Source organism: Peribacillus asahii, from assembly GCF_004006295.1.
Classification (GTDB): Bacteria; Bacillota; Bacilli; order Bacillales; family DSM-1321; genus Peribacillus; species Peribacillus asahii_A.
On record NZ_CP026095.1, the window covers coordinates 2,046,580 to 2,070,545 of the forward strand.

The 23,966-nt window shown below is 35.0% G+C and carries 21 protein-coding genes; 18 read left to right on the plus strand and 3 right to left on the minus strand.

Annotated features, from left to right (window positions below):
- Window positions 1-305: 305 nt before the first annotated feature.
- Window positions 306-1,883 (minus strand): sensor domain-containing diguanylate cyclase, encoded by a 1,578-nt coding sequence (locus tag BAOM_RS09915; RefSeq protein WP_127760138.1) that lies wholly within the window; start codon window positions 1,881-1,883, stop codon window positions 306-308.
- 463 nt (window positions 1,884-2,346) lie between these two features.
- Between BAOM_RS09915 and BAOM_RS09920 the strand changes: the two genes are divergently transcribed.
- The 15 genes from BAOM_RS09920 to BAOM_RS09990 all read left to right on the plus strand — a co-directional run bounded on the left by BAOM_RS09920 (window position 2,347) and on the right by BAOM_RS09990 (window position 19,154).
- Window positions 2,347-3,114 carry an alpha/beta fold hydrolase gene (locus BAOM_RS09920; RefSeq protein WP_257467679.1) on the plus strand — a complete coding sequence of 256 codons (768 nt, stop codon included), beginning with the start codon at window positions 2,347-2,349 and terminating at the stop codon, window positions 3,112-3,114.
- Between the two features lie 243 nt (window positions 3,115-3,357).
- Window positions 3,358-5,889 (plus strand): bifunctional diguanylate cyclase/phosphodiesterase, encoded by a 2,532-nt coding sequence (locus BAOM_RS09925; RefSeq protein WP_127760140.1) that lies wholly within the window; start codon window positions 3,358-3,360, stop codon window positions 5,887-5,889.
- A gap of 211 nt (window positions 5,890-6,100) precedes the next feature.
- Window positions 6,101-6,754 (plus strand): GTP cyclohydrolase I FolE, encoded by a 654-nt coding sequence (gene folE, locus BAOM_RS09930; protein WP_127760141.1) that lies wholly within the window; start codon window positions 6,101-6,103, stop codon window positions 6,752-6,754.
- A 70-nt stretch (window positions 6,755-6,824) separates the two neighbouring features.
- Window positions 6,825-7,373 carry a 5' nucleotidase, NT5C type gene (locus BAOM_RS09935; RefSeq protein ID WP_127760142.1) on the plus strand — a complete coding sequence of 183 codons (549 nt, stop codon included), beginning with the start codon at window positions 6,825-6,827 and terminating at the stop codon, window positions 7,371-7,373.
- Window positions 7,370-8,308, plus strand: coding sequence for an NAD(P)/FAD-dependent oxidoreductase (locus tag BAOM_RS09940; protein WP_127760143.1), 939 nt, complete (start codon window positions 7,370-7,372; stop codon window positions 8,306-8,308). Before BAOM_RS09935 ends, BAOM_RS09940 begins: the two co-directional genes overlap by 4 nt.
- A gap of 121 nt (window positions 8,309-8,429) precedes the next feature.
- Window positions 8,430-8,777: a DUF4260 domain-containing protein gene (locus tag BAOM_RS09945; protein ID WP_127760144.1), complete on the plus strand. Its 348-nt coding sequence runs from the start codon at window positions 8,430-8,432 to the stop codon at window positions 8,775-8,777.
- Window positions 8,778-9,063: 286 nt separating this feature from the next.
- Window positions 9,064-10,092 carry an alpha/beta fold hydrolase gene (locus tag BAOM_RS09950; protein WP_127760145.1) on the plus strand — a complete coding sequence of 343 codons (1,029 nt, stop codon included), beginning with the start codon at window positions 9,064-9,066 and terminating at the stop codon, window positions 10,090-10,092.
- Window positions 10,093-10,268: 176 nt separating this feature from the next.
- Window positions 10,269-11,084 (plus strand): CPBP family glutamic-type intramembrane protease, encoded by an 816-nt coding sequence (locus BAOM_RS09955; protein ID WP_127760146.1) that lies wholly within the window; start codon window positions 10,269-10,271, stop codon window positions 11,082-11,084.
- Window positions 11,085-11,173: 89 nt separating this feature from the next.
- Window positions 11,174-11,941, plus strand: coding sequence for a CPBP family intramembrane glutamic endopeptidase (locus BAOM_RS09960; RefSeq protein WP_127760147.1), 768 nt, complete (start codon window positions 11,174-11,176; stop codon window positions 11,939-11,941).
- 121 nt (window positions 11,942-12,062) lie between these two features.
- Window positions 12,063-12,404 (plus strand): metal-sensing transcriptional repressor, encoded by a 342-nt coding sequence (locus BAOM_RS09965; protein ID WP_127760148.1) that lies wholly within the window; start codon window positions 12,063-12,065, stop codon window positions 12,402-12,404.
- A gap of 14 nt (window positions 12,405-12,418) precedes the next feature.
- Window positions 12,419-12,625: a copper chaperone CopZ gene (copZ, locus tag BAOM_RS09970; RefSeq protein WP_127760149.1), complete on the plus strand. Its 207-nt coding sequence runs from the start codon at window positions 12,419-12,421 to the stop codon at window positions 12,623-12,625.
- A gap of 92 nt (window positions 12,626-12,717) precedes the next feature.
- Window positions 12,718-15,159 carry a heavy metal translocating P-type ATPase gene (locus BAOM_RS09975; RefSeq protein WP_127760150.1) on the plus strand — a complete coding sequence of 814 codons (2,442 nt, stop codon included), beginning with the start codon at window positions 12,718-12,720 and terminating at the stop codon, window positions 15,157-15,159.
- Entirely contained in the window at window positions 15,156-16,016 is an 861-nt protein-coding gene (locus BAOM_RS09980; RefSeq protein WP_127760151.1) for a hypothetical protein, read from the plus strand. Before BAOM_RS09975 ends, BAOM_RS09980 begins: the two co-directional genes overlap by 4 nt.
- Before the next feature lie 316 nt (window positions 16,017-16,332).
- On the plus strand, window positions 16,333-17,040 hold the full coding sequence (locus BAOM_RS09985) for a DUF2306 domain-containing protein (RefSeq protein ID WP_127760152.1): 708 nt from the start codon (window positions 16,333-16,335) through the stop codon (window positions 17,038-17,040).
- An 890-nt stretch (window positions 17,041-17,930) separates the two neighbouring features.
- Window positions 17,931-19,154, plus strand: coding sequence for an MFS transporter (locus BAOM_RS09990; protein ID WP_127760153.1), 1,224 nt, complete (start codon window positions 17,931-17,933; stop codon window positions 19,152-19,154).
- Window positions 19,155-19,467: 313 nt separating this feature from the next.
- Here the strand turns inward: BAOM_RS09990 and BAOM_RS09995 are convergent, their stop codons facing one another.
- Window positions 19,468-20,649: a NupC/NupG family nucleoside CNT transporter gene (locus BAOM_RS09995; RefSeq protein ID WP_127760154.1), complete on the minus strand. Its 1,182-nt coding sequence runs from the start codon at window positions 20,647-20,649 to the stop codon at window positions 19,468-19,470.
- Between the two features lie 241 nt (window positions 20,650-20,890).
- On the opposite strand from BAOM_RS09995, the gene uvsE reads away from it, so the two are divergent.
- Complete coding sequence (uvsE, locus tag BAOM_RS10000; RefSeq protein WP_127760155.1) at window positions 20,891-21,856, plus strand: UV DNA damage repair endonuclease UvsE; 966 nt, start codon at window positions 20,891-20,893, stop codon at window positions 21,854-21,856.
- A gap of 154 nt (window positions 21,857-22,010) precedes the next feature.
- Here uvsE and BAOM_RS10005 read toward each other — a convergent pair whose 3' ends face one another.
- Window positions 22,011-22,376: a carboxymuconolactone decarboxylase family protein gene (locus tag BAOM_RS10005; RefSeq protein WP_127760156.1), complete on the minus strand. Its 366-nt coding sequence runs from the start codon at window positions 22,374-22,376 to the stop codon at window positions 22,011-22,013.
- A 222-nt stretch (window positions 22,377-22,598) separates the two neighbouring features.
- Here BAOM_RS10005 and BAOM_RS10010 point away from each other — a divergent pair, with 222 nt between their 5' ends.
- Window positions 22,599-22,817 carry a transcriptional regulator SplA domain-containing protein gene (locus BAOM_RS10010; protein ID WP_127760157.1) on the plus strand — a complete coding sequence of 73 codons (219 nt, stop codon included), beginning with the start codon at window positions 22,599-22,601 and terminating at the stop codon, window positions 22,815-22,817.
- Between the two features lie 25 nt (window positions 22,818-22,842).
- Window positions 22,843-23,871, plus strand: coding sequence for a spore photoproduct lyase (gene splB / locus BAOM_RS10015; protein ID WP_127760158.1), 1,029 nt, complete (start codon window positions 22,843-22,845; stop codon window positions 23,869-23,871).
- The last annotated feature ends 95 nt before the right edge of the window (window positions 23,872-23,966 follow it).

Genomic DNA, 23,966 nt, shown 5'->3' on the forward strand with positions numbered 1-23,966 from the left:
AGACCAGTTATGTAGCGATTACTTTAATAAATTGTGTCATCACTTCTTTGACAGGTATCCCCGCTAATCTCATTTCAATGGCCTTTAATTTTACTTCCGCTGGATAGCTTACTCTTGTACCCATAGAAAAAACACCTCCAAGTTGTTTCTGGATATACCATTACCCAGTTTTCAACTTAAAAGGTGTTTTTATTTGTCTTACTCTATGGAGTCAGTCCCATATAAGATACAAAGATAAAATTGAGGTTTATTTTTTACTAATGCATCCTTTCGTTCAATGAGGGATTTTCTTTTAAATAGAATGATTAGTCGTGGGAACAAATTGTTGTTCGGTTTCTTCCTTCTAATTTTGATTGATACAAGGCTTCATCTGCATATTTAAACAACTCATCTAACGAATTAGAATGTAATGGAAATTCTGATATTCCTAGAGAAATTGTAATTGGCTTTCCAACAGGGCTGATTTCATTCTCTATTGTCCTTCTAATTATCTCTGCAATATCGTAGGTTTCTGAAGCTTTGGTATTAGGGAGTAATAAAACAAATTCTTCTCCTCCGTAACGGAAAAACATATCTGTCTTCCTGATCACTGATTGAACAGTTTTAGCCAAATACTTTAAAACTTCATCACCAGCTTGATGTCCGTAGGTATCGTTAACTGATTTAAAATAATCGATATCTATTGCGATTAAGGAAAATAATTGTCTATCATTTGCCCAAATAGCCATTACTTCATTAAGCTTTCTGCGATTCGGTAATTCTGTAAGTGTGTCGGTCATTGCAGCCTGAGTAAGTTTATTATTATTTTTTTGGACCGACTCTATGGTAATACACACACTCTTAGTCAAAAGATCTGCTTCTCGGTTCCAATGTGATTGAGTCTTAGGAGTTAAAACCTGTTCTCCGGAACCAAGTTGATTTATAAGATCTGCTAAATAAATAAATGGTTTAGCAAGCATTCGAGCAACTAATATGGATAAGAACAATAATATGAGAAACGGTGGGAGTATATATAATATAAGCTTTTGGACATGTTTTTTTAGCAGTTCCTGAACATAGGAAACAGGCGTTTGCTGTATGACTCCCCAACCCGTTTCAGGAATAACATTATAAGCTGCAAGCATCCGAATATCTTTAGTATTTGTCACGAGTTGTGTTCCACTTTCCCCCTGTAAGAGCTTCATAACCAATGGATTTGCACTTACATCATCTCCAATACGATTAATGTCAGGATGAAATAGTAATTTTCCATCCGGTCCAACTACATAATAATAGGAACCAGTATCATCAATTATATCGTTACCAAGAATTTCATTGAGAACGTTTTTTTCTTGTAGGTATATCGTTCCGCCGATTATTCCTCTGTATTTTCCGTGACTATCATAAAAAGGTTCACTCATTAATACGATAAGTCGCCCTGAAGGTGCGATATATGGTGTTGTTAGAGTGGGCTTTTTTAAATTAAGGACTTCTTTTGTCACTCCAGTCATAATGTGCCCTTTTAGTCCAACGCTAATAGGTGCTATGTTTCGAACCACCCCTTTTTCATCTATCCAAGATAGCGAATTAAAATATCTGCTGTTTTTCCTCAAAAGCTCTAGCTGTTCTTGAATATCTTCATCAGTAATTCCTTCATTTTCTTTAAGGAAATTAGCAGTTTCTTTCAAACTCACTCTCATGGATTGAAATAAGGAATTAACCGATTTACTGATTTTATCTGACTTAGAATCATTAAGGGATAAATATGTTTTAACCAATGACTCTTTTTCTGATTGATAAGATGCAAACAATAGAATCAAAATAGTAAATATTACGGAAACTGATACAAGACTAGTTAATAAAGTAGTAAGTTTAAATTTTTGATTATATAATATTTTTTTCATAGTTACCAAACCTCAATAAACAAAAATATCCAATTTTTTAAGCCTATTGTATTATATGTTAAATAAAATAGGGAGTATAGTCTTTTCTATGAAGAATCACTATTCTTAAAAAACTGATACTAATTAAATTACCTATAAAATATAAGTCAAACAATTAAGGTTAAAGCTTACCAATTTTGTATAAGAGCTGTAAATAGCATTATTAAAACAATCCCATTCCGTTATATTCTTCTATGTACATTTTTGTATACATCATTCAAGTCCTTTCCACTCAACTACTTCTATAGTTCTAAAGTATTATTAAACACTTAATAATGATGTTTATAATAAAAAATTACTAATCATCGATGGATGACTGTTTTCTAAACGTAATCAATAATGTATTATTATGTAGAAATGCCTTTAAAGGTAAGTGTGAAAGCGTATAAAAATAAAGAGTCTATTAAAAAGAGGTTTTGTAAAATTGAAAGAGGCTATAATATTTTTGCATGGAATAGTGGGAAATAAAAATGCGTTTAAGGCGGAAATAGATACATTGAAGGATGAATATAATTGTATAGCTTACGACTTTTATGATTCTGAAAACCTAGGAGAAGATCATCCTTTTTCTCTGGACTTATTACTTCAACAGCTTTATGATCAGTACAAAAAAAATGGAATTCAAAAGGCTCATTTATGCACATTAAGTTTTGGGTGTATAGTTGCTATGGCTTTTAATAAAAAATATCCTGAAATGGTAATGAGTTTGACTTTTGTAGGCGGATATTTTTGTAATGCTCTCTCAAAATTAAACACAATCCAAATTCAATTGTTAAATGAAAAACCACAATATGATTATAAAGCATGGCTGAAACGATATGCAGCCGCTATGAATCCAAACAAAAAGCAAATACAAGAAAACTCAGAGGCTATTTTTGTAAAGAATGCTCTTTTACTTCATCCGAATGTTTTTGAAAAAGCCGTTAGGGTACAATTTGAATATGATTCGAGAATGGATTTAATGAATGCAAAAAGTCCGATTTTATGGGTAATGGGCGAATATGATGAATTGTATAAAGAAACATTAGCGGACTTAGAACAATATGTCCCGCATGTTGAATATCATGAGCTGCAAAATGCTGGACATGTAGCCCATATTCACCAGCCTGACCAATTCATGTCTATATTCCAACCTTTTCTAAAAAAAGTGAGCAATCAAAGAAGCTTAGCTTTAGAACTTATAGAGATATAAATAACAACAATGTAGTGTCATCTACCTATCTTTAAATTAGGCTTTGTTAAGTTAAAGATACGTTTTGGTGAGCTGCTTTTAATACTGTGATTAAAACTGTCTTTTTGTCTCGTCGTGTAATGATCTTCTTACAGAAGAGAGTTTTTGCTAAAAAATTATCTTGATTTTTAACTATGCTACTCACAATACCCCATGAACTAAACGATAATCAACGGTTAAATGTCAGCAGGAGGTAGATCGATAGTGTCCATCAAGAAGAAACTTCCATTAATTTTCACCTTGTTGGTATTATGTATTTTAATAGCGAATAATGCTTTACATTATTTACGATCTAAACAGCAATTAATAAATTTTAATGAGAAAGAAATAGCATTAATTACTCAGGAAGTATTGTATCAGGTGGAAAGTGCAAAAGAAGGGTCTTTATTTGTAGAAAATATTCTTGGGAGAGAATTAAGAACGGCTTCTATTGCTATACAAAACTCGTTACCTTCTAAATATGAAGAGGTCACAAATGAACAGTTAAAAGCTTTGGCTGATGAGTTGATGATTTCACATATTACTTTATTAGCTCAAAAGGAAAACGATATTATCGGTGTAAAATCATCTGATTCACATGAAGTTAACATGTCAACAAAAGAGTGGGAATACTGGTATGATGCCTTTCAACAGCTTTTCTCTTTATCACCGGTTACTGTAAAAGAAGGGGTAGCCCTGCCGAATTACTGGACAGGGCCAACTGAGATTGCTTCTAGCAATCCTAATCATATAGATAAATGGGGCTATTTTTATGATGGCTCTACTAATTTTATTATTAACCCCTATTTTCGTGACAATCAAGTATTAGAGTATGAAAAGCGGTTTGGTCCAAGTAATGTTATGGAACGCTTTACGAAGGAACTTGATGGTGTTGTGGAACTGACCGTTTTTAATCCGGAGAATTTTGGTCAGAAAGACCAAATCATTAATAAAAATGGATACAATTATATTCGAATTGCTGATCAACCGATTTGGTATGGTACGTATAAATACAGTAACCAACAATTAGATGCAGAGATGATTCAAAAAGCTATAAAGACAGGAGAGACACAGCACTACACTGAAACGATAAACGAAAAAAACGTTAGGAAGACGTTTGTTCCTATTAATACCGATGTAGAGGCACCATATGTAATTGGTGTAACATATGACTATGGGTTAATTGAGAAAGAACTAAACCGTGAATTGTTGAATCATATTTTATTATTGATTCCGTTTATACTTATTGTGTTAATTACAAGTTTTGTGTTCTCTCGCTCGATTACAAAACCGATTGGTTATATAGTTGGACAAGTCAACGAGATTGCCCAAGGGAAATTCGGGAAAAATTTGATTTTAAAACGAAAAGATGAGTTAGGGCTTCTTACACAAAATGTAAATGCATTATCGGATTTTTTACAAGTCTATGTAGCGGATTTAAAGCAGAGTCAAGAAGTCATTGAGTTTCAAGCGTACCATGATTCTCTTACTGGACTGCCTAATAGAAGGTATCTTCAAGAAGAGCTAAATAAGATGATTGCAAATATAAAACAAACAGATGATTCGGTAGCAGTGTTATTTATTGACATAGACCGATTTAAAGATATTAATGACTCATTAGGACATGCGCTCGGTGATGAATTAATCAAGCTTGTATCAAATCGACTAAAGAGCTGTCTCTCTAGTACAAATAGTTTTGTGACCAGACAAGGCGGCGATGAATTTGTTATTTTATTTAAAAACCTTGAATTAGAGAGGGTAAAAGCGGCGGCTGAAACGATTGTCACGGTCATTAAACAACCTTTTATTATTGAAGGAAATGAAATACATGTAGGTGCGAGTTGTGGTTTAAGTTTATATCCAATGCATACGGAGAATCAAGATACTCTGATGGTATATGCTGATATAGCGATGTATGAGGCTAAGAAACAAGGGGGCAGCAAATTCGTTGTATATAACGATACAATCAATATAAAAAATAAAGAGAAGCTGCGTATAGAAACCCGATTGAGAAAGGCTATTAAAGAAGAAAAAATTGAAGTCTATTATCAGCCGAAAATAAATGCTAAGGAAAATATCGTGACTGGAGTAGAAGCATTGGTAAGGTGGACAGATGAGGAACTTGGATTTGTGTCACCAGATAAGTTTATTCCTGTCGCAGAGAGCACAGGGTTGATTCATTCTTTATGGGAATTAGTGATGAAGAAAGCTTGTTTCCAGGTAAGCAAGTGGAATGAAGGTCGTTTAGAGCCGTTAAATCTCGCCGTAAACTTTTCACCAAAGCAATTTCAAGATTCTAATCGACTAATAAAACAGGTTGTAGACATTCTTTCAGAGTCAAAATTGTCACCTGCCTATTTTGAAGTGGAAATTACAGAAAATATTTTATTTGATCATTCAACAGAAACTATAGAAGCTTTGGAAAAGTTACGAAACTATGGAGTTTCTGTTTCAGTGGATGATTTTGGAACCGGGTACTCTTCATTCAGTTATTTAAAAACATTACCCATTGATAACCTTAAGATTGATCGAACATTTATTCAAGATATCCAGGAAGATCATAGCAATTCTGAAATCTCTGAAGCTATTATAACGATGGCACGTGGCTTACGGTTACATGTAATAGCAGAAGGGGTTGAGGAAGAGCATCAAAAAGAGTTTTTATTAAAGAATGGATGCTATCATATGCAAGGCTATTTGTTTAGTAAGCCACTTAGTAAACAGGAGTTGGAAAGATTCCTTCAAGAGAACTATTAACTTAATTAATACTAATTAATATAGAAAGAATCAATGCATACTACCTTTACATTCTTCTTTTAATTATTTATGATTAGCTAATGTTAGTAGATAGCGAGGATATCGATTCCTTGTATATATTTCAAATAAAGGCTATGTTATATGACGCTGTTGATTTCGGATCAACGAGGTTATATAACATAGCCAGAATAAAAGAGAGGTAATTAAGAAAATGTCTTTTAATGAACAAAAATTAATTGCTCAAAAATTCCCGGATATATTTGAGCAAGACGATGCTACTGAAATACATAGAAAAATTGATCAATCTCAACATTTTATGGAAGCTGTTAAAGGCTTAATTGAGCTCTGCGGCGATAATCCTAATCGTGATGGTCTTATAGAAACTCCATATAGAGTATTAAAAGCATTTTTAGAATATACAGAGGGTTATAGAGAAGATCCTAAAGCTCATTTGTTAAAGACTTTTGATGTAAATCATCAGGAGTTGGTTTTAGTAAGAGATATTGAATTTTATTCGATGTGTGAACATCACTTTGCTCCTTTTTTTGGTGTAGCCCATGTAGGATATATCCCTAATGAAAAAATTACTGGGTTGTCGAAGATTGCTCGTATGGTGGAAGGATATGCGAAGAGATTTCAGGTTCAAGAACGATTAACAACTGAAATTGCAGAGGCCATTGAAGAAATTTTACAACCTAAAGGCACGATGGTAGTAATTGAAGCCAAGCATATGTGTATGTGTGGCAGAGGAATCAAAAAGTCGAATGCTTCGACTGCAACATCATCTGTTCGCGGAATATTTGCTGATAAATCCGAGACACGTGCAGAGTTTTTATCGATTCTTCAAAGACCTAATGTTTTATAGGAACAGAAAAGGCGTAACCTAAATTAAATTGGGGTACGCCTTTCTATTAGTAAAAGAGGGGAGTAGTTTCATGCGAACGTTACTAATTGATATGGATTCTGTCATATGTGACTTAATGTCAGAGTGGCATCATCGATATAATAAAGACTATGGTGATAATTTAACGGTTGATCGGTTAAAGTGCTGGAATTCTGAGAAATATGTAAAGCCTGAATGTGGAATGAAAATATATGATTATTTGAAAGAATCAGGTTTATTTAGTCATTTAAAGCCGCTTCCGCATGCAGTAGAAGTTTTAAAAAGATTATACAAGGATTATGAAATTTTAATCGTAACGAGCAGTGTTTCGAGTGCCTTTGCCGAGAAGGAAATATGGGTGGAAAAACATCTTCCTTTTATAGGAAAGCATAACATGATTTTTACTCATCGAAAAAACATGATTGTTGGTGACCTGCTATTTGATGATGCCCCACATAATTTAAAGGAATTTTCTGCTACTGGAAGGCTTGCTGTTGCTATGGATTATCCTTACAACAGAGATGTTGAAGTTCCGAGAATTGGAAATTGGTTAGAGTTTGAAAGGTTCTTACAAACAGAAGCTTGGGTGGAGATTTCATGAAGCATATTGATGTCATCATTATTGGTGGAGGGCCAGCAGGAATGTCAGCAGCAATATGGTGTAAGAGGCTGGGGATGGATCATCTTCTTCTTGAAAAAGAAGAGAAGTTAGGGGGACAATTAACCAAAATTCATAATGAAATTATAGATTATCCAGGCTTATATGCTAAAAACGGAAAGGAAATGCAACAGGAATTTGCCGCTTATTTTCATAATGCAGGATGTTTATATAGATTACATACAAAGATTTTATCCATCGATGTTTCATCAAAAACTCTTAAAATTCAACAGGGGAATAAGATAGAAGAACTTCACTTTCATTATTTAGTTTTAGCAATGGGGTCAGGACCAAAATTGCTGGAAGTTCCGGGAGAAAGGGAGATGATTGCTAGAGGAGAAGTTTACTCTGCGACAGCAGATAGATATCGATTTAAAAATAAAATCGTAGCCGTTGTAGGGGGAGGAGATCGGGCTTTAGAGGGGGCTATTCTTTTAGCGGATGCCGATGCTACAGTGTACTTGATTCATCGATCTGAAAACTTCAAGGCAAGAAGTCAATATATGGATATTTTAACTAAGGAAAAGAATATAAAAGTGATTACAAATACTCAAGTGACGGCTATTCATGGAAAAAAGTGTGTAACTTCAATCGATTTGCTTAATAACAAAGGAGAAGACTCTACATTAGAGGTAGATGCTGTTCTCCTAAGGATAGGAAGTAAATCAAACAGTGAGCTTGTGAAAGGTCTTGTTAAAGTAGCGGAAGATGGATTGGTTGTGACCGACCGTATAGGTCAAACAAGCAACAGTGCTATTTATGCTATTGGAGATATTTGTACAAATCCTTTATTTTCGAGTATAGCTTCATCAAGTGGACAGGCAGCAATCGTTGCTAAGTATTTATCGTTATTATTAACAAAGAAACATTTGGATTAATTCGCGTTCAGTGGGGATACAAGGCAATTGTAACGGAATATTTAGTTATTATATTCGATAGATTAATTGTATGTAAGAAAAGGTTTGCAGGAAAAGACTGAAGAAGGCAGGAGTTTAACAGATGATTAAATCGTTCATTAAAATTGAAGGGTTAGTTGTACTTCTAGCATCTATTTACCTATATTATTCCAATCATTTTAGTTGGTTGTTATTTCTTATTCTTCTCCTTGTTCCCGATATTTCTATGGTAGGTTATTTTGTCAATAAGAAAGTAGGGGCAAATATATATAATGTATTTCATTCATATTCTATCCCTATTGTTCTATACGTCATTGGAATGATGGTGAGCGTTCAAACTTTAGTTATGGTCAGTTTAATCTGGATTGCCCATATTGGAATGGACCGACTACTAGGTTATGGATTAAAATATGACAGCGACTTTAAAGATACACATATTCAGCGAATATAAGAAAGGTTCACGATGAATAAGTTTGTTTCTAGATTCAAACCTTAGCTCTGTATTTTATGGAGCTGAGGTTATTTTATTTGTTCAGATTTTAATTATTTAAAAGTCTCTTCATACAAAATAAATAAAGATGTTTTTAGAAAAATATCTTTGTAGTGAACGAATAGATGATTTTAAACGTCATAACAATGAAATGTTGGATGAACAAATTTAAAGATATTACAAAACAGGATGGGAAATGATTGAAGGTTTATAAGGAGTTATATTTATAAATTAGGGGATGAAATAATTGGAAGTAATCAGGAGGAATAAGAAAACAGATACAAGCAGTCGTTTAATGAAAAGAGCGTTTATGAGTATGGTGTTACTTATTGGGCTTATAGTAACTATATTGATTGGGTCTTATACCTATGAGCTCATTGCTGCGAAAAGGGAAGCAAAGAATTACCCGCCTCTTGGACAATTAGTAGATGCTGATGGCTATAATCTGCACATTCTTCAGCAAGGAAGTGGTTCTCCAACTATTCTTTTTGAGGGAGGGAGCGGGGCACCAAGCACATATTGGAAGGAAATTGCTTCGAGTTTACCTCCTAATGTTACCGTAGTTACTTATGATCGTGCTGGTTACAATTGGAGTGATAAACATGTGACCAAACGGACAGGGGAAAACATTGTAACGGAATTGCATACTGCACTTCAAAACAGTGACATAAATGGTCCGTATATTTTAGTTGGTCATTCTATTGGTGGAATGTACACGAGGTTATTCGCTGAAAAATACGAAGCAGAAGTAGTAGGAATGCTTTTATTGGATGCCAGGAGTGAGCACTTTTCTGATAGAACAAATAAAATTTTAGAAAATGCCGGTGTTGATCCTCAACAATTTGGGTCTCCCCCAACTAATCTGCTGAAATTTCTGAAAGCTTCTGGGTTATTGCGTATTTTTAAAGAACCTTTATTAGGTGATTATTATGAAACGGAAAGGGAATTAAATGAAGCTATTAATGTGACTCTAACTTCTAAATATTATGAGGCAATACAGGATGAAACGTTGGAGGAACAAGGCCTAGAGCAAGCTCTGAAAAAAACAAGTATGGGTAATATTCCGCTAACGGTTATTTCAAAGGGGAAGGATGCGGATTTAACTGTATTTGGTTTATCAAAAGAAGAAGGGAATTTATTTGAGGAAATATGGTATGACGAACAAAAAAAGCTCTCTAATTTATCGACTGATAGTAAATTCTTAATTGCCAAGAACAGCGGACATGAAATTGCTAAAGATGAACTGGAATTAGTGGTCCATGAAATAAAAGATTAATAAAACGAGTCGATGATTAGATTATTGTTAAGTCACAAAGAAAGCTATATTTTTTATACATTTAATTAGTGAAACATAGATCAATACAGAAAAATATTTATGCCAAAATAAATGAACGAATGGATAGTGCTAAACGTCATAGGAATAGAGCATAAAGTTAGAGGGGGAATTAAATTGTGAAAAACCGGAGATTTTGGAAAACGTTTTTGGCCTTTTTATGTATAGGTCTTATAGGAATCGGGTTTTTAGTACCCGCTATGATTCCGTTATTGGAGGAACAGTTACAATCCCTTCCGAATGTACCTGACCTTCCTTTTAAAGTGCTTGTTATTAGTTCCTTGATTAATCCACTGATTCTTTTAATTATTGCCATTATAGTTGGCCAGCTGACGGCTCCAAAATTAAAGCTGGACTCATATTTATATCACCATATGCAAGGGAATAAAGGCATATGGAAGACGTTTACATCGAATCTTCCTATTGGAATTATTCTAGGGGTTATTGTATCTGCTATTTTCTTTATCTTTGAACTGATATTTCAACCATATCTACCGGAAACTTTAAAAATGAGTGTGGATTCAAGGAATCTTGTAAATACGTTAAATGGAATATTCTACGGTGGAATAGTCGAGGAACTATTACTCCGATGGGGATTCATGTCTTTGCTTATTTGGATTATGTGGAAAGTTTTTCAACGGTCAAAATCAGCCCCTTCTCCAGCAATATTTTGGATTAGTATTATCATCAGTTCCACCTTATTTGCATTAGGCCACTTAGGCGTTAATATGTTAGCTGCTCCATTAACACCGCTTATTTTAACTCGAATGCTGTTTCTTAATGGAATTGGCGGAATTGTATTTGGTTGGTTATATTGGAAAAAAGGTCTCGAGATTGCAATGGTTTCACATGTTGCCTTACACATTACTACAACAATTATAACGAATATTTGGTTTTTTTATGATGATTTAACTAGTTCCTGCTATCTTAAATAAATAATGAAGAATTAGCCTAAATTGGTTAATCCTTTATACCTATTTTGAAGTACGTACGATGTTTAAACCTATATAAATGAGGTGGATTTGTGGACAATATCGATTTACAAAAAAATGGTCTTCATTTGACACGACCAACAGATTCGAATTGGAATTATCGAGTTTTCTTTTCATTGATAATGCGTACGTTATTATTTATTGTATTTGGGGCTGTTTTTGTCGGTCTATTCTCCGTATTAGGAAGTGAAACACCTTTAAAAGCTGGAGAGAAGTGGTGGCCGTTCCAAGCGATATTAGCAAACATCGCAACGTATTTTATTTTAAGGTCCTTTTTAAGAAAAGAAGGAATTCCATATAAGAGTATGTTCAATTATCAAAAGGATAGTCAACGAAAATATGCTGCAGAAACATTATGGTTAGTGTTAGTAGGATTTGTTTTGGGAGGTGTATCATTATATGTAGCTGCCTATCTGTTATTTGGCACATTTAGTCTACCTACGACGATGTTTCAAGAAATCCCTGTATGGGCACTAGTCCTTGCATTAATTCTATTCCCTTTAACAAATGGTCTTGTTGAAACACCTACTTATATTGGATATGCGCTTCCTCGCCTCTATGCCATTACAGGAAAACAGTGGCTAGCCATTATTCTAGCTGGTTTGGCACTTGCCTTTCAACATGTTGCCTTGCCTTTAGTATTTGATATACCTTATATGTTATGGAGATTTTTATCATTCATTCCACTTGCCTTTGCATTAGGATTTATATATACGAGAACAAAGAGACTCATTCCTATTATGTTGGCACATTACTTAATGGATTTGCAATTAGTCATCCAACTAGCCTTTATGATGTAGATTAGCAACATCTAAAATAAGTGTATCCATTTTAAGAGTAGAAAAAAATGGATACTTTTTTTAAAAATATGTAGCATACATTAGGGGGGTATAGTATATTATAAGTAAGGGGGTGCTATAGGTGGATTGTGAAAACCAAGAGGACCTATTAGAAATTGAACCATGTTGCTCGAGTCACTCTGAGAGGGTGAGTCATCATTCTGAAAAGGTAAAGAAGAGTTTAATTAATCGTCTAAATAGAATAGAAGGTCAAATTCGCGGGGTGAAAGGCCTCATTGAAAAAGATACTTATTGTGATGATGTAATTACTCAAGTTTCAGCGATACAATCTGCACTAAATAGTTTTTCCAAAGTTTTATTAGAAAATCACTTGAAGAGCTGTGTAACAGAGCGGATTCAAGAAGGGGATTTAGAAGTAGTAGATGAACTGTTGGTTACTATTCAAAGATTAATGAAAAAATAAGGAGCGAACATGATATGGAAAAGGTAACGTTACTTGTAAGCGGAATGTCTTGTGGCCACTGTGTTAATGCAGTTGAGGGTGCTGTTGGTAAATTGAACGGAGTATCTAATGTAAACGTTCAGTTAAGTGAAGGGAAAGTCGATGTAGAGTTTGATTCATCAATGGTTTCATTAGAGACTATAAAAGAAACAATCGATGATCAAGGCTATGATGTAGCATAATTTGAATTGTAAATACGTGCATCAAGTAAAAAAATGCACGTATTATTTTTGATAAAAAACATACCTTGTAGGGGTATTCAGGAGGGGTGAAAATGACACAAGAGTTAAAAGAAACTGTACTTCCGATAACAGGGATGACTTGTGCCGCTTGTGCTGTGCGAATTGAAAAGGGAATTAAGAAAATAGAAGGTGTAGAAGAGGCGACGGTCAATTTTGCTTTGGAGAAAACTTCTATTACGTACGATCCTAATGTAGCTCATATAGAGGACTTTAAAAAGAAAATCCATGAATTAGGCTATGAAGTGATAGAGGAAAAAGCTGAGCTGGATATTATCGGCATGACTTGCGCAGCTTGTGCGACTAGAATTGAAAAAGGGTTAACTAAACTAGAAGGTGTAACGAAAGCATCGGTCAATTTAGCGTTAGAAAGCGCCTCTATCGAGTATAACCCATCACAAATTGGAACATCGGATATGGTAAAGCGAATTGAAAAGTTAGGGTATCAAGCGAATTTAAAAGAGGAACAAAAAGAGAACATTAAAGATCTTAAAGCAAAAGAGCTAGAAACTCAAAAAGGGAAGTTTATTTTTTCGGCTTTCTTATCTTTACCATTATTATGGGCGATGGTTAGTCACTTTAGCTTTACATCATTTATGTATGTACCAGAAATGTTTCTAAATCCTTGGGTGCAATTAGCACTTGCGACACCTGTTCAGTTTATTGTTGGGAAGCAGTTTTATATAGGGGCTTTTAAAGCACTTCGAAATAAAAGTGCTAACATGGATGTGTTAGTTGCTTTAGGCACATCGGCTGCCTATTTCTATAGTTTGTATTTGTCTATAGCGTCTATTGGCAGCACTGAGCATATGATTGAGCTTTATTATGAAACAAGTGCCGTTTTAATTACATTAATCATTTTAGGAAAATTGTTTGAAGTTAGAGCAAAAGGCCGTTCATCAGAGGCCATAAAAAAACTAATGGGTCTCCAAGCAAAAACAGCGACCGTGTTGAGAGCTGGAGTTGAACGAGAGATTCCGCTAGAGGATGTATTAGTAGGTGACATTGTTTATGTAAAGCCGGGTGAAAAAGTACCGGTAGATGGAGAAATCGTAGAAGGAAGTTCAGCTTTAGATGAATCAATGTTAACAGGTGAGAGTGTTCCTATTGATAAAACAGTAGGTGACTCAGTAATTGGGGCAACGATCAGTAAAAATGGATTCTTAAAAGTAAAAGCGAAAAAAGTAGGTCGTGATACAGCACTTTCTCAAATTATTAAAGTGGTAGAAGAGGCTCAAGGTTCAAAAGCACCTATTCAGCGATTAGCGGATCACATTTCAGGAATCTTTGTTCCAATCGTAGTAGGAATTGCTCTGCTTACCTTTTTAGTGTGGTTCATCTGGGTGGCTCCTGGTAACTTTGCCGAGGCATTAGAAAAATTAATTGCTGTTTTGGTGATTGCTTGTCCATGTGCCTTAGGATTAGCAACTCCTACTTCGATTATGGCAGGTACAGGAAGAGCGGCTGAGTTTGGTATTCTTTTTAAAGGTGGCGAACACCTGGAAAGGACACATCAGTTAACAACAATCTTGTTAGATAAAACGGGGACAGTGACAAATGGTGCGCCGGTTTTAACAGATATTTTAATTGAAGAGGGATTTGAAGAACAGCAGTTTTTAATGTTAGTAGCCGCTGCCGAAAAACAATCAGAGCATCCACTAGCTCAGGCAATCGTTGCTGGTATAAAAGAAAAAAATATTGAACTTGTGGAAGTGGAAGAGTTTGAAGCCATACCAGGCTATGGGGTTCAGGCAAAGGTAGATGGCCATGTTATTGTTGCAGGAACGAGAAAATTAATGAATAAGCATAACATTCATATTGAACATGTTCTTAAGGCGATGGAGGAGTTGGAGGGAAAAGGGAAAACGGCAATGCTTATTGCCATCAACAATCAATATGCCGGTTTAGTAGCTGTTGCGGATACAATAAAAGATACTTCAAAAGAAGCAGTCCAACGACTTAAAGATATGGGCCTTGAAGTGGTCATGATTACAGGAGATAACAAACGCACAGCCGAGGCGATTGCAAAAGAGGCAGGCATTGATCATGTTGTGGCGGAAGTTTTACCAGAAGGAAAAGCAGAAGCAGTGAAACAACTTCAAGCTCAAGGGAAAGTAGTCGCAATGGTTGGAGATGGAATTAATGATGCTCCAGCATTAGCGACGGCGCATATTGGAATGGCAATCGGAACAGGAACAGATGTAGCGATAGAAGCAGCTGATATTACACTTATTAGAGGAGATCTCGGTAGTATTGCAGATGCGATTTATATGAGTAAAAAGACAATCCGAAATATTAAACAAAACTTATTTTGGGCGTTTGCCTACAATGCATTAGGAATTCCAATTGCTGCGTTTGGTTTCTTAGCTCCATGGTTAGCAGGAGCTGCGATGGCGTTTAGTTCCGTGTCGGTAGTATTAAATGCATTGCGCTTGCAAAGGGTGAAACTTTCAGATAAAGGGGAAACAAACCGATGAAAAAGTGGATGTTTTCAGCTGTTTTATATGTAGTCGTTGTTGTTGCAGGGTACGCTGTTTATGAGGCAGTGTTTGGTGTAAATAAGGGCGCAGAGCATGATGCTTCGAAAAATGTAGCCGAGCAAAAAATCGAAGAATATAATTCCCATGCTAATGCTGGAACAGAACAACAGCATGAGGAAGACAATCACGAACATGGCGAAACAACTGGTAAAGAGAATGAAATACAGGTAACAATTAAAGAAGGTAACAAGCAGCTATTTCTAACACTAAAAGATAGTTTGGGAAATCCTATAACAGATTTAGAAATAAATCATGAGAAGCTTCTTCACCTTATTGTCGTTGATGAACATTTAGAACAGTATCATCATTTACATCCTGAAGAAATAGCACCAGGTCAATTTAAAGTGCCAAGCGAATTGGAAGAAGGAACTTATAAAGCTTTTGTAGACATCAAATCAACGAGCTTACAATACGAAGTTCAACCAATTCCTTTTATAGTTGGCAATCCTGCAACGAGTGAACATGCACATGGTTCATTGCAAGTTGATAAAGAATTAACTAAAACAGTTGATAAAAACAAAGTATCTCTCATAACAACGGATTTGACGGCTAATGAACCCGTGACATTAACATTCGATGTTTATGAAGCTGTACTTGAGCCTTATTTAGGAGCAATCGGTCACGTTGTAGTTTTAGATGAACAAGCGGAAGAATACTTACATGTTCATCCACTCAATGAACATGATCCAATCTTTGAAACTCAATTTCCGCATCCTGGTATTTATAAAATCTGGGCAGAATTTCAACAAGATGGAAAAGTAACCGTGTATCCGTTTGTGGTGAAAGTTAAATAATTGATTTTAAGGGAGCTATTATAAAACCCAGGGTACTTAAAATATAAGTATCCTGGGTTTTACTTTTTTCTTAGACTGTTCGCTTATCCGTTTATTTTTTGTAGAACAGGTATAACAATATAGTATATTTCATAATTGATATCGATAGAATATATAAAATAACTATCACCAATAAATATATCAAAAATCATATTATATTTTTAACAATGTAAAATAGTTAAGGGTTTATTTTATATGTTATATTAAGGAAGTAATTGTATGTGCTTTTTTGATGTATGAATATTGTAAAGAATTAAAATTAGAGGGGGGATGTATAATGGAGATTTTTTCGCTGTTTAGAATCGTACATATCGTGGCGGGATTTGTAGCGCTAGTCCTTTTTTGGATACCTATGGTTACCAAAAAAGGAGGTAAAGTTCATAACATTATCGGGTGGATTTATGTATACGCTATGAGCGCAGTTGCCATTTCAGCCTTTTATATGGGGGTATATCGAGTATTTTTCGATAATCAGGCGGATGCTGATAGAATTTCTTTTTCTTGGTTCTTAATATTTATTTCTATTCTGAGTGGTGTATCTGCATGGTACGGAATACGTGTACTCCGATTTAAAAAGAGAAAAGATACGCATCGTAAAGTAATCGATCTTCTTGTCAGTCTATTGTTGTTTTCTTCAGGAATTGGGGTTGGGATATATGGTATAACCATTGATTCAGCACTTATCACTTATTTTCCTTTACTAGGTCTTTTATTAGGCGGAATCCAATTAAATTATTGGTTGCGCAAACCAGTGAAAAAGATGCACTGGTTATTTGAACATTTTGGAGGAATGATTGCTTGTAGTATTTCAACGGTTACGGCCTTTACTGTATTTGGAGCTCCAAGATTATTAAACATTCAATCTTCAAGCCTGCTTTTATGGCTGCTTCCGACATGTATTCTTGTTCCAGTATTAATCGGCTTTACAATGTATTATGAAAGAAAATTTAATAGAAAGAAAAACGATTCCTCTATAAATATTTAATGAATAGTATAATATATAATACTTTTTAATAGAGGAAGGCATAATGTCGGTGGTCGTAACAAAAAAAAATGTGTTTTAAAAGAAGTTCAACAAATCGCTATGTTTACAATTAATGCTATTATTGTGGTTGTTCTAGGCAGTAACTTTAAAAAGAGTTCAGCACATTAAAAATTAATGGATATAAACAAAATGCCCAGTTGATTTTTTATCAGTTGGGCATTTTGTTTATATAAATAAAGAGGAATTTTATCTATGATACTAGAGATTTAGGATTCTATATAAACAAGTCATTGAGATAATGAAGAATTTATTTTAACTTTATAGCATTACCAGTAGTAGTTTGTAATTCTACAAGTAAGAATAGTATATAAAGATAAGCGGTTTCAATAATACACGAGGTATTCTTTTTAAAAGCATTCATAAACATTTTCATAGGAATCTTCCTTTCCTCAATGTAATCTATACTAATATCATACTGATAATCCTATTTTAAATCTTTATTTGTGTTAGAATATGTGACGTTCTTTTTATGCATATTTAAGGAGTTATATAAGTGCCAATCTACATGATTGTGATAAAGGAAGCGGAATAAAAGCAACCTCATCAGCAAAATGCGTATATTAAACTGAATTGGTTTGAGCCGTCGTTTGCAATACAGTGTTATGATGTAAAAGGGTGTCCGTCCCTTTCAACTGTTTTACCGGGATGGTGGAGGCGTGGGAGGGTGTCAAAGAAAGTTTCGACATCATCAATCTCAAGTCAATTTTTATAAACGAAATAGAACACAAGAAAATTGAAAAATATGCTTAGAACTTGAAGAGAGGATATTTCTGTGCAATTATCCATTCATTCTCTTTACGAATTTAGGGGGAAGGAATAAGTAAGAAGTTATGAAAAAAATTGAAGTTCAGTATCAGCCAAAATCACGCCTTGCTCTTCGCTCAAAAACGTTCAGGATGTTTACATATGGAAGTTTAGTGACTCGAGTAGGGGATTGGATGGATTTAGTCGCCTTAAATTGGGCAGTGTTACAATTCACGAATTCTCCGCTTCATTTAGGATTAATAAATGCTTGCCGTTTGGTTCCAACTTTTTTACTAAGTGTTCCGGGAGGTATCCTAGCAGATCGATACGATAGACGAAAATTATTAATTTGGCTTCAAGTAGGAATGATGTTATTGACGTTTTGTCTTGGCTATCTTGTCGAGGAAAAACAATCATTTTGGATTTTTGCATTCATTGTCACACTCCGCTCTATGCTTGCAGCTATGGATCCGCCCATTCGTAATGCGTTAATACCCAATTTAGTTCCTCGAAGCTCTATGACAAGTGCACTAGCTATTAATACAATGGTCATCAATCTTTCTCGTATTATTGGACCAGCTATTGCAGGATTATTGCTTGCCATTACTGATATTGCTAATTTATTTTATATCAATGCGTGGGGGATTTTAGGTGTACTATTCTCTTTACTTATGATTCGTTCTAATTCCTTTCCAACTCGTGATAAAAAGGAAGGGGAAAAAATAAATCTTCGTGAGGCAGTAGATTATATAAAAACCCAACCATCCGTTCAATCTTTACTCATTTTAGCTATTGTACCTATGGTATTCGGGTTTCCTTATACAACGATGATGCCGTTATTTGCTAGAGATCTTTTAAACCTTGGACCTGAAGGGTTTGGAATACTTTTATCCATTTCATCTATCGGGGCTATAGTTGGTACGACATGGCTATCTCTTGGTAAAGAGATGAAAGGCACAGGAAAGTGGCTGATTTCTTCTATTATAGGTTTCGGCCTTTCTTTGCTCTTATTCATAGGGAGTAACAATCTGTTTGTAGCAGGTGTAGCTATGTTTCTTGTCGGATTAACGAGTCAAACCTACCGAACATTGAGCCGTATTACTTTACAGATGCAGGTTCCTGATCATCTGCGTGGGAGAATCTTGAGCATTGCCTTAATGGATAGAGGCTTTATTCCTTTAGGTGCAATCCTCATCGGTGCTATTGCTACGTGGGCAGGAGTTCTATATGCAGGAAGTGTAATGGGATTCGGGTGTATTGTAACAACCATAGTCATTATATTGAGTAGACGTCAAATCCTGAAATTGTAGTTAGGCTGTAGATAAGAAAAATCCAAGGATTCGTGAGCTAGACACCTGTACCCTTGAAAATGATATAATTTTGATAGGAATAATAAAATCTTTGCCGACCTATGAAAAACAAATGGACATTAAAGAGGCAATTTATTATAGAGTGCAGTTGTTTCGTATGGAAGGAACTGAAGGGGCCTCCTTTCGTTTGAAATGAATGGCAGACTATTTAAGTTAAAGTATGTGAATTATATGAGCATGACTTCATAGCTATGAAGTTAAAAGGCTGTCCCAAAAGTCGATGAAGATCAACTTTGGGGACAGCCTTTGTTTATTAAATAAACAATCCTACAATTGTTGCTGTAAGAATAGAAGCCAGTGTTGCAGCTAATAGCATTTTTAAACCGAACTTTTCAACAATATTCGCTTTTTCTCCGTTGATTGCCTGAATAGAACCACTGATGATACCGATTGAACTAAAGTTAGCAAATGAAACCAAGAATGTAGAGATGATTCCCACTGTTTTAGGATTCAACGTTTCAATCATAGGTTGTAATTGAAGCATGGCAACAAACTCATTTGTTGCTAACTTTGTTCCCATAATAGAGCCAGCTGTTAGAATCTCGCTTGAAGGAACACCCATAATAAAGGCAACAGGTGCAAAGATGTATCCAAGAATTTTAGTGAAAGAAATCCCAATTGCGCCAGCAAATGCAGCGTTGATCAGAGCCATTAAACCTACATACGCTACTAGCATGGCCGCTACAATCAGAGCAACTCTTCCTCCGTCAAGAGCACCTGCAGAAATAGCACCAAATACAGAATCTGCCTGGGAAATATCCTTCACATGGATTTCTTCATCTTCATCTTTTCTAATTGGGGCAATAATACTGGCTATAGTTAAACCAGATAATGCATTTAACAGCATGGCCACTAAAACATATTGGGCTGGAATCATGGACATATATGCGCCCATGATTGAAGCTGACACTGAAGCCATGGCAGATGTAGATACAATAAACAATTTATTTCTATCCATTTTATCTAAATGCGTTTTAATGGCTAATAATGCCTCACTCTGACCGAAGAAAATAGAGTTTATACTATTGAATGAGACGACTTTAGATAAGCCAGTTATTTTCGCTAAAGCTCCGCCAATATATTTAATAGCTAAAGGAAGAACTCTGATATACGTTAGAATGGATAATAGTGTAGAGGTAAAAATAATGAGCATTAGTACATTGATAAAAAATACCGATGCACCCTCTGGAACTAAACCGCCAGTTACAAAATTTACACCTTCGTATCCATAGTTCAGGACTGTTGTGACGAAATTTGAAACAGCCTCCACAACCTTCAATCCAACTACTGTTTTAAACATGATAAGTGTTATCACTAGTTGTAATACAAACAAGGTAATAATCGCTTTGTAGTTAATGGCTGTTTTATCATTCGATAATAAGAAAGCAATCCCTAGTGTAAGTAAGATACCTATAATAGCAATTAATATATCCATATATGTCATTCCCTCTTTGAGTTTTTGTCCATCCATTTCTAAGACTTTATTATTGCCTAAATAAATAGCAACATGCGTCTATTTACTTTTTGTGTTTTGAGGAAAGGTTGATTTATACGATTTTTAATCAGGCCTTGGATTTTAAAAGAGGGATGATAAGGCTATTTACTGATCTGAAATTTTTAGTTATTAGCTGTCTACCAATTCATCATTTACCCCATACTGTTGAAGAGGTGAAAAAATGACAATTGTACGTCTTGGTTACGTTGCTATGAGCATGGAACTGAAAAACGCATCCCCATCGAAAACAATGACTTTTGCCCAATTTGAAAAAATTAAGGATCGAGAAGCGGCAATTCGTAAATTGGAACGAATTGCGATTTCAAATTTACAAACGACACTTAGACTGCTGAAGCATAATGCAGCTTCTGATATTCATTTTTATCGTTTAACTTCCCGTCTGATTCCGTTAGCCAATCATGAAGAACTTCTTGATTGGGATTATATGAAACCCCTAAAAGAAATATTGCGTGAAGTAGGGGATTTTGCTAAAAAGCATAAAATTAGAATTGACTTTCATCCAGATCACTTTGTTCTTATTAATTCTTTAAAAAAATCTATTTTAAAAAATTCAATAAAAACATTAAAGCTGCATTATTTATTATTAAAAGGGATGGGGATTGACTCGGCGCATCGCTGTGTCATGCATGTTGGAGGAAATTATAAGGAAACCGAAAAATCACTGGAACGTTTTGTAGACAATTGGATGCTTGTCCCACGTTCTATTCAAAAAATGATTATGCTTGAAAATGATGATACTTCTTTTACTTTAGATGACACACTTTATTTATGTGAAAAATTAGGAATTCCTCTTGTATTTGATTATCATCATCACTTGGCTCATCATCGTCACGCTAATTGGGAAGATAATTGGGACCGTGTCATACACACATGGGAGGACTCTCCACTACCGATTAAAATGCATATTTCGAGTCCGAAAAACGAAAAAGCGTTTCGTCATCATTCAGATTATGTTGATGTGGATATGTTTTTTAGATTTTTAAAAGAGGTTAAGGAAAGTGTCCCACAAATTGATTGTATGATTGAGGCTAAGAAAAAGGATGAAGCGCTTTTTCACTTAATGGAAGAAGTAAAGGTACGGGATGATGTCGAAATTATTGATGGATCTTCCTTTCGTTTGAAATAAATACAATATTTTTGTGAAAATATGAACTATACAAGCGTGGCTCAAAAGGGTATATATTCAACCTTTTGAGCCACGTTTTATTCATAATTAATGTAAAGAATCTAGAGAAATTGTTCTAGACTCATGCTAAATGATTCATTCAAGCTACGCAGTCCTATTGCTTCAGCTGATTTAGTTCTTGAACACATTCTTGGACAAGCGTTACGGCTTGGCTCATTGTTGCTCCGCCGCCAAATGCTGCGGTTACTCCAACTGTTTCAAAGATTTCTTGCTCTGAGCAGCCTTGGTCCAAACATCCTTTAACATGATAAATAATACAATATTCGTCTTGAGAATACAGACTTATACCAAGGGCAATTAGTTGTTTTTCTTTCTGCGATAAAACCCCTTCTTTAAAACATTCTTCTGTAAAAGCATTAAATTGTTGAGCGAGTTCAGGCATTTTCTCGGTAAATAGTCCTAAACCAGCTTTATAATGATGCAGGGCAGCTTCTGTAGAGTTTCTAGCTTCAAATTCCATACTTATTCAACTCCTATAATTCATTAATGCTAAGTTAGTATGAGCTAAATTAAAAATAATTAATCCATATTCACTTTTCAATCTTGAGGTTTTGTTAAATTAATGCCGCTTCCTTCTTCCTTCTACATCGCTTGATACAAACGCTTTAATTCCATAATCAAGTAATTATATTTTTTTCTGCTCAAGGAAGAATGATAATAAATCCTATTGGATGGTGATAAGGTGGAGTCTTACAAGGTAGGAGATATTGTATATGTATTTTATCGAAACCCCCACACACAAGATGTAGCCAATATACAAGAAGCAGCGGTTGTCAATAACCCTGAGAGCCCAGGTGAATTAGCTTTATTTTTGTATGAGACATATTATCCGTTAACAAATGAAACAGCTGTATATTCAAGCCAAATAGAAGCGGAACAAGCTTATCAACAGTTTTTTTAGAAGAATTAAAAAAGGGGATTCTAGAATGAATAAACCGTTTACACCCCAACTCGTATATTTTGAGCCAAACGCTTTGGAGTATCCATTAGGAAGAGAGCTTAAAGAAAAGTTCGAAAAAATGAATATAGAAATTCGATATACAACGTCTCATAATCAAGTAAGGAATTTGCCTGGTGAAAATGATTTTCAAAAATATCGAATTGCCAAGTCTACACTTGTCGTTGGAATAAGAAAAACGCTCAAATTCGATACTTCTAAGCCGTCTGCTGAATATGCGATTCCTTTTGCAACAGGCTGTATGGGACATTGTCATTATTGTTATTTACAAACTACAATGGGGAGTAAACCATATATTCGTACGTATGTAAATGTTGATGAAATTTTGGAGGCTGCCGATCAATATATGGAAGAACGTGCACCTGAAATGACAAGATTTGAAGCATCCTGTACGTCCGATATCGTAGGCATTGATCATTTAACTCATACGTTAAAACGTGCAATTGAACACTTTGGAGAATCAGAGTATGGAAAGCTAAGATTTGTGACTAAATTTCATCATGTCGATCATTTACTTGATGCTAAGCATAATGGAAAAACAAGATTTCGATTTAGTGTCAACGCTGATTATGTGATTAAAAACTTTGAGCCGGGAACTTCTCCGTTGGTTAAACGGATTGAGGCAGCAGGCAAAGTAGCAAGGGCGGGTTATCCATTAGGTTTTATTGTTGCACCCATTTATCTTCATGAAGGATGGCAGGATGGCTACTATCATATGTTTGAGCGGCTCGATGCAGAATTGCCTGCAGAAGCAAGGAAAGATATAACATTTGAATTCATTCAGCATCGTTTTACGAAACCAGCTAAGAAAGTAATTGAAAAGAACTATCCGATGACTAAATTAGAATTAAATGAATCCGCAAGAAGATATAAATGGGGGAAATATGGAATAGGAAAGTACATTTATCAAAAAGAAGAAGAGGAAGATATTAAAAGTCATTTATATTCTTATATGGAGAAATTTTTCCCCCATGCTAAATTAGAATACTTCACATGATATTCGCGGTAAGCCTTTATATGACCCGGTATATTTCTATATCACCCAGGTGAAAATAAAATAGGTGTTTAGGCACTACTAACTTCGGGGTGGAG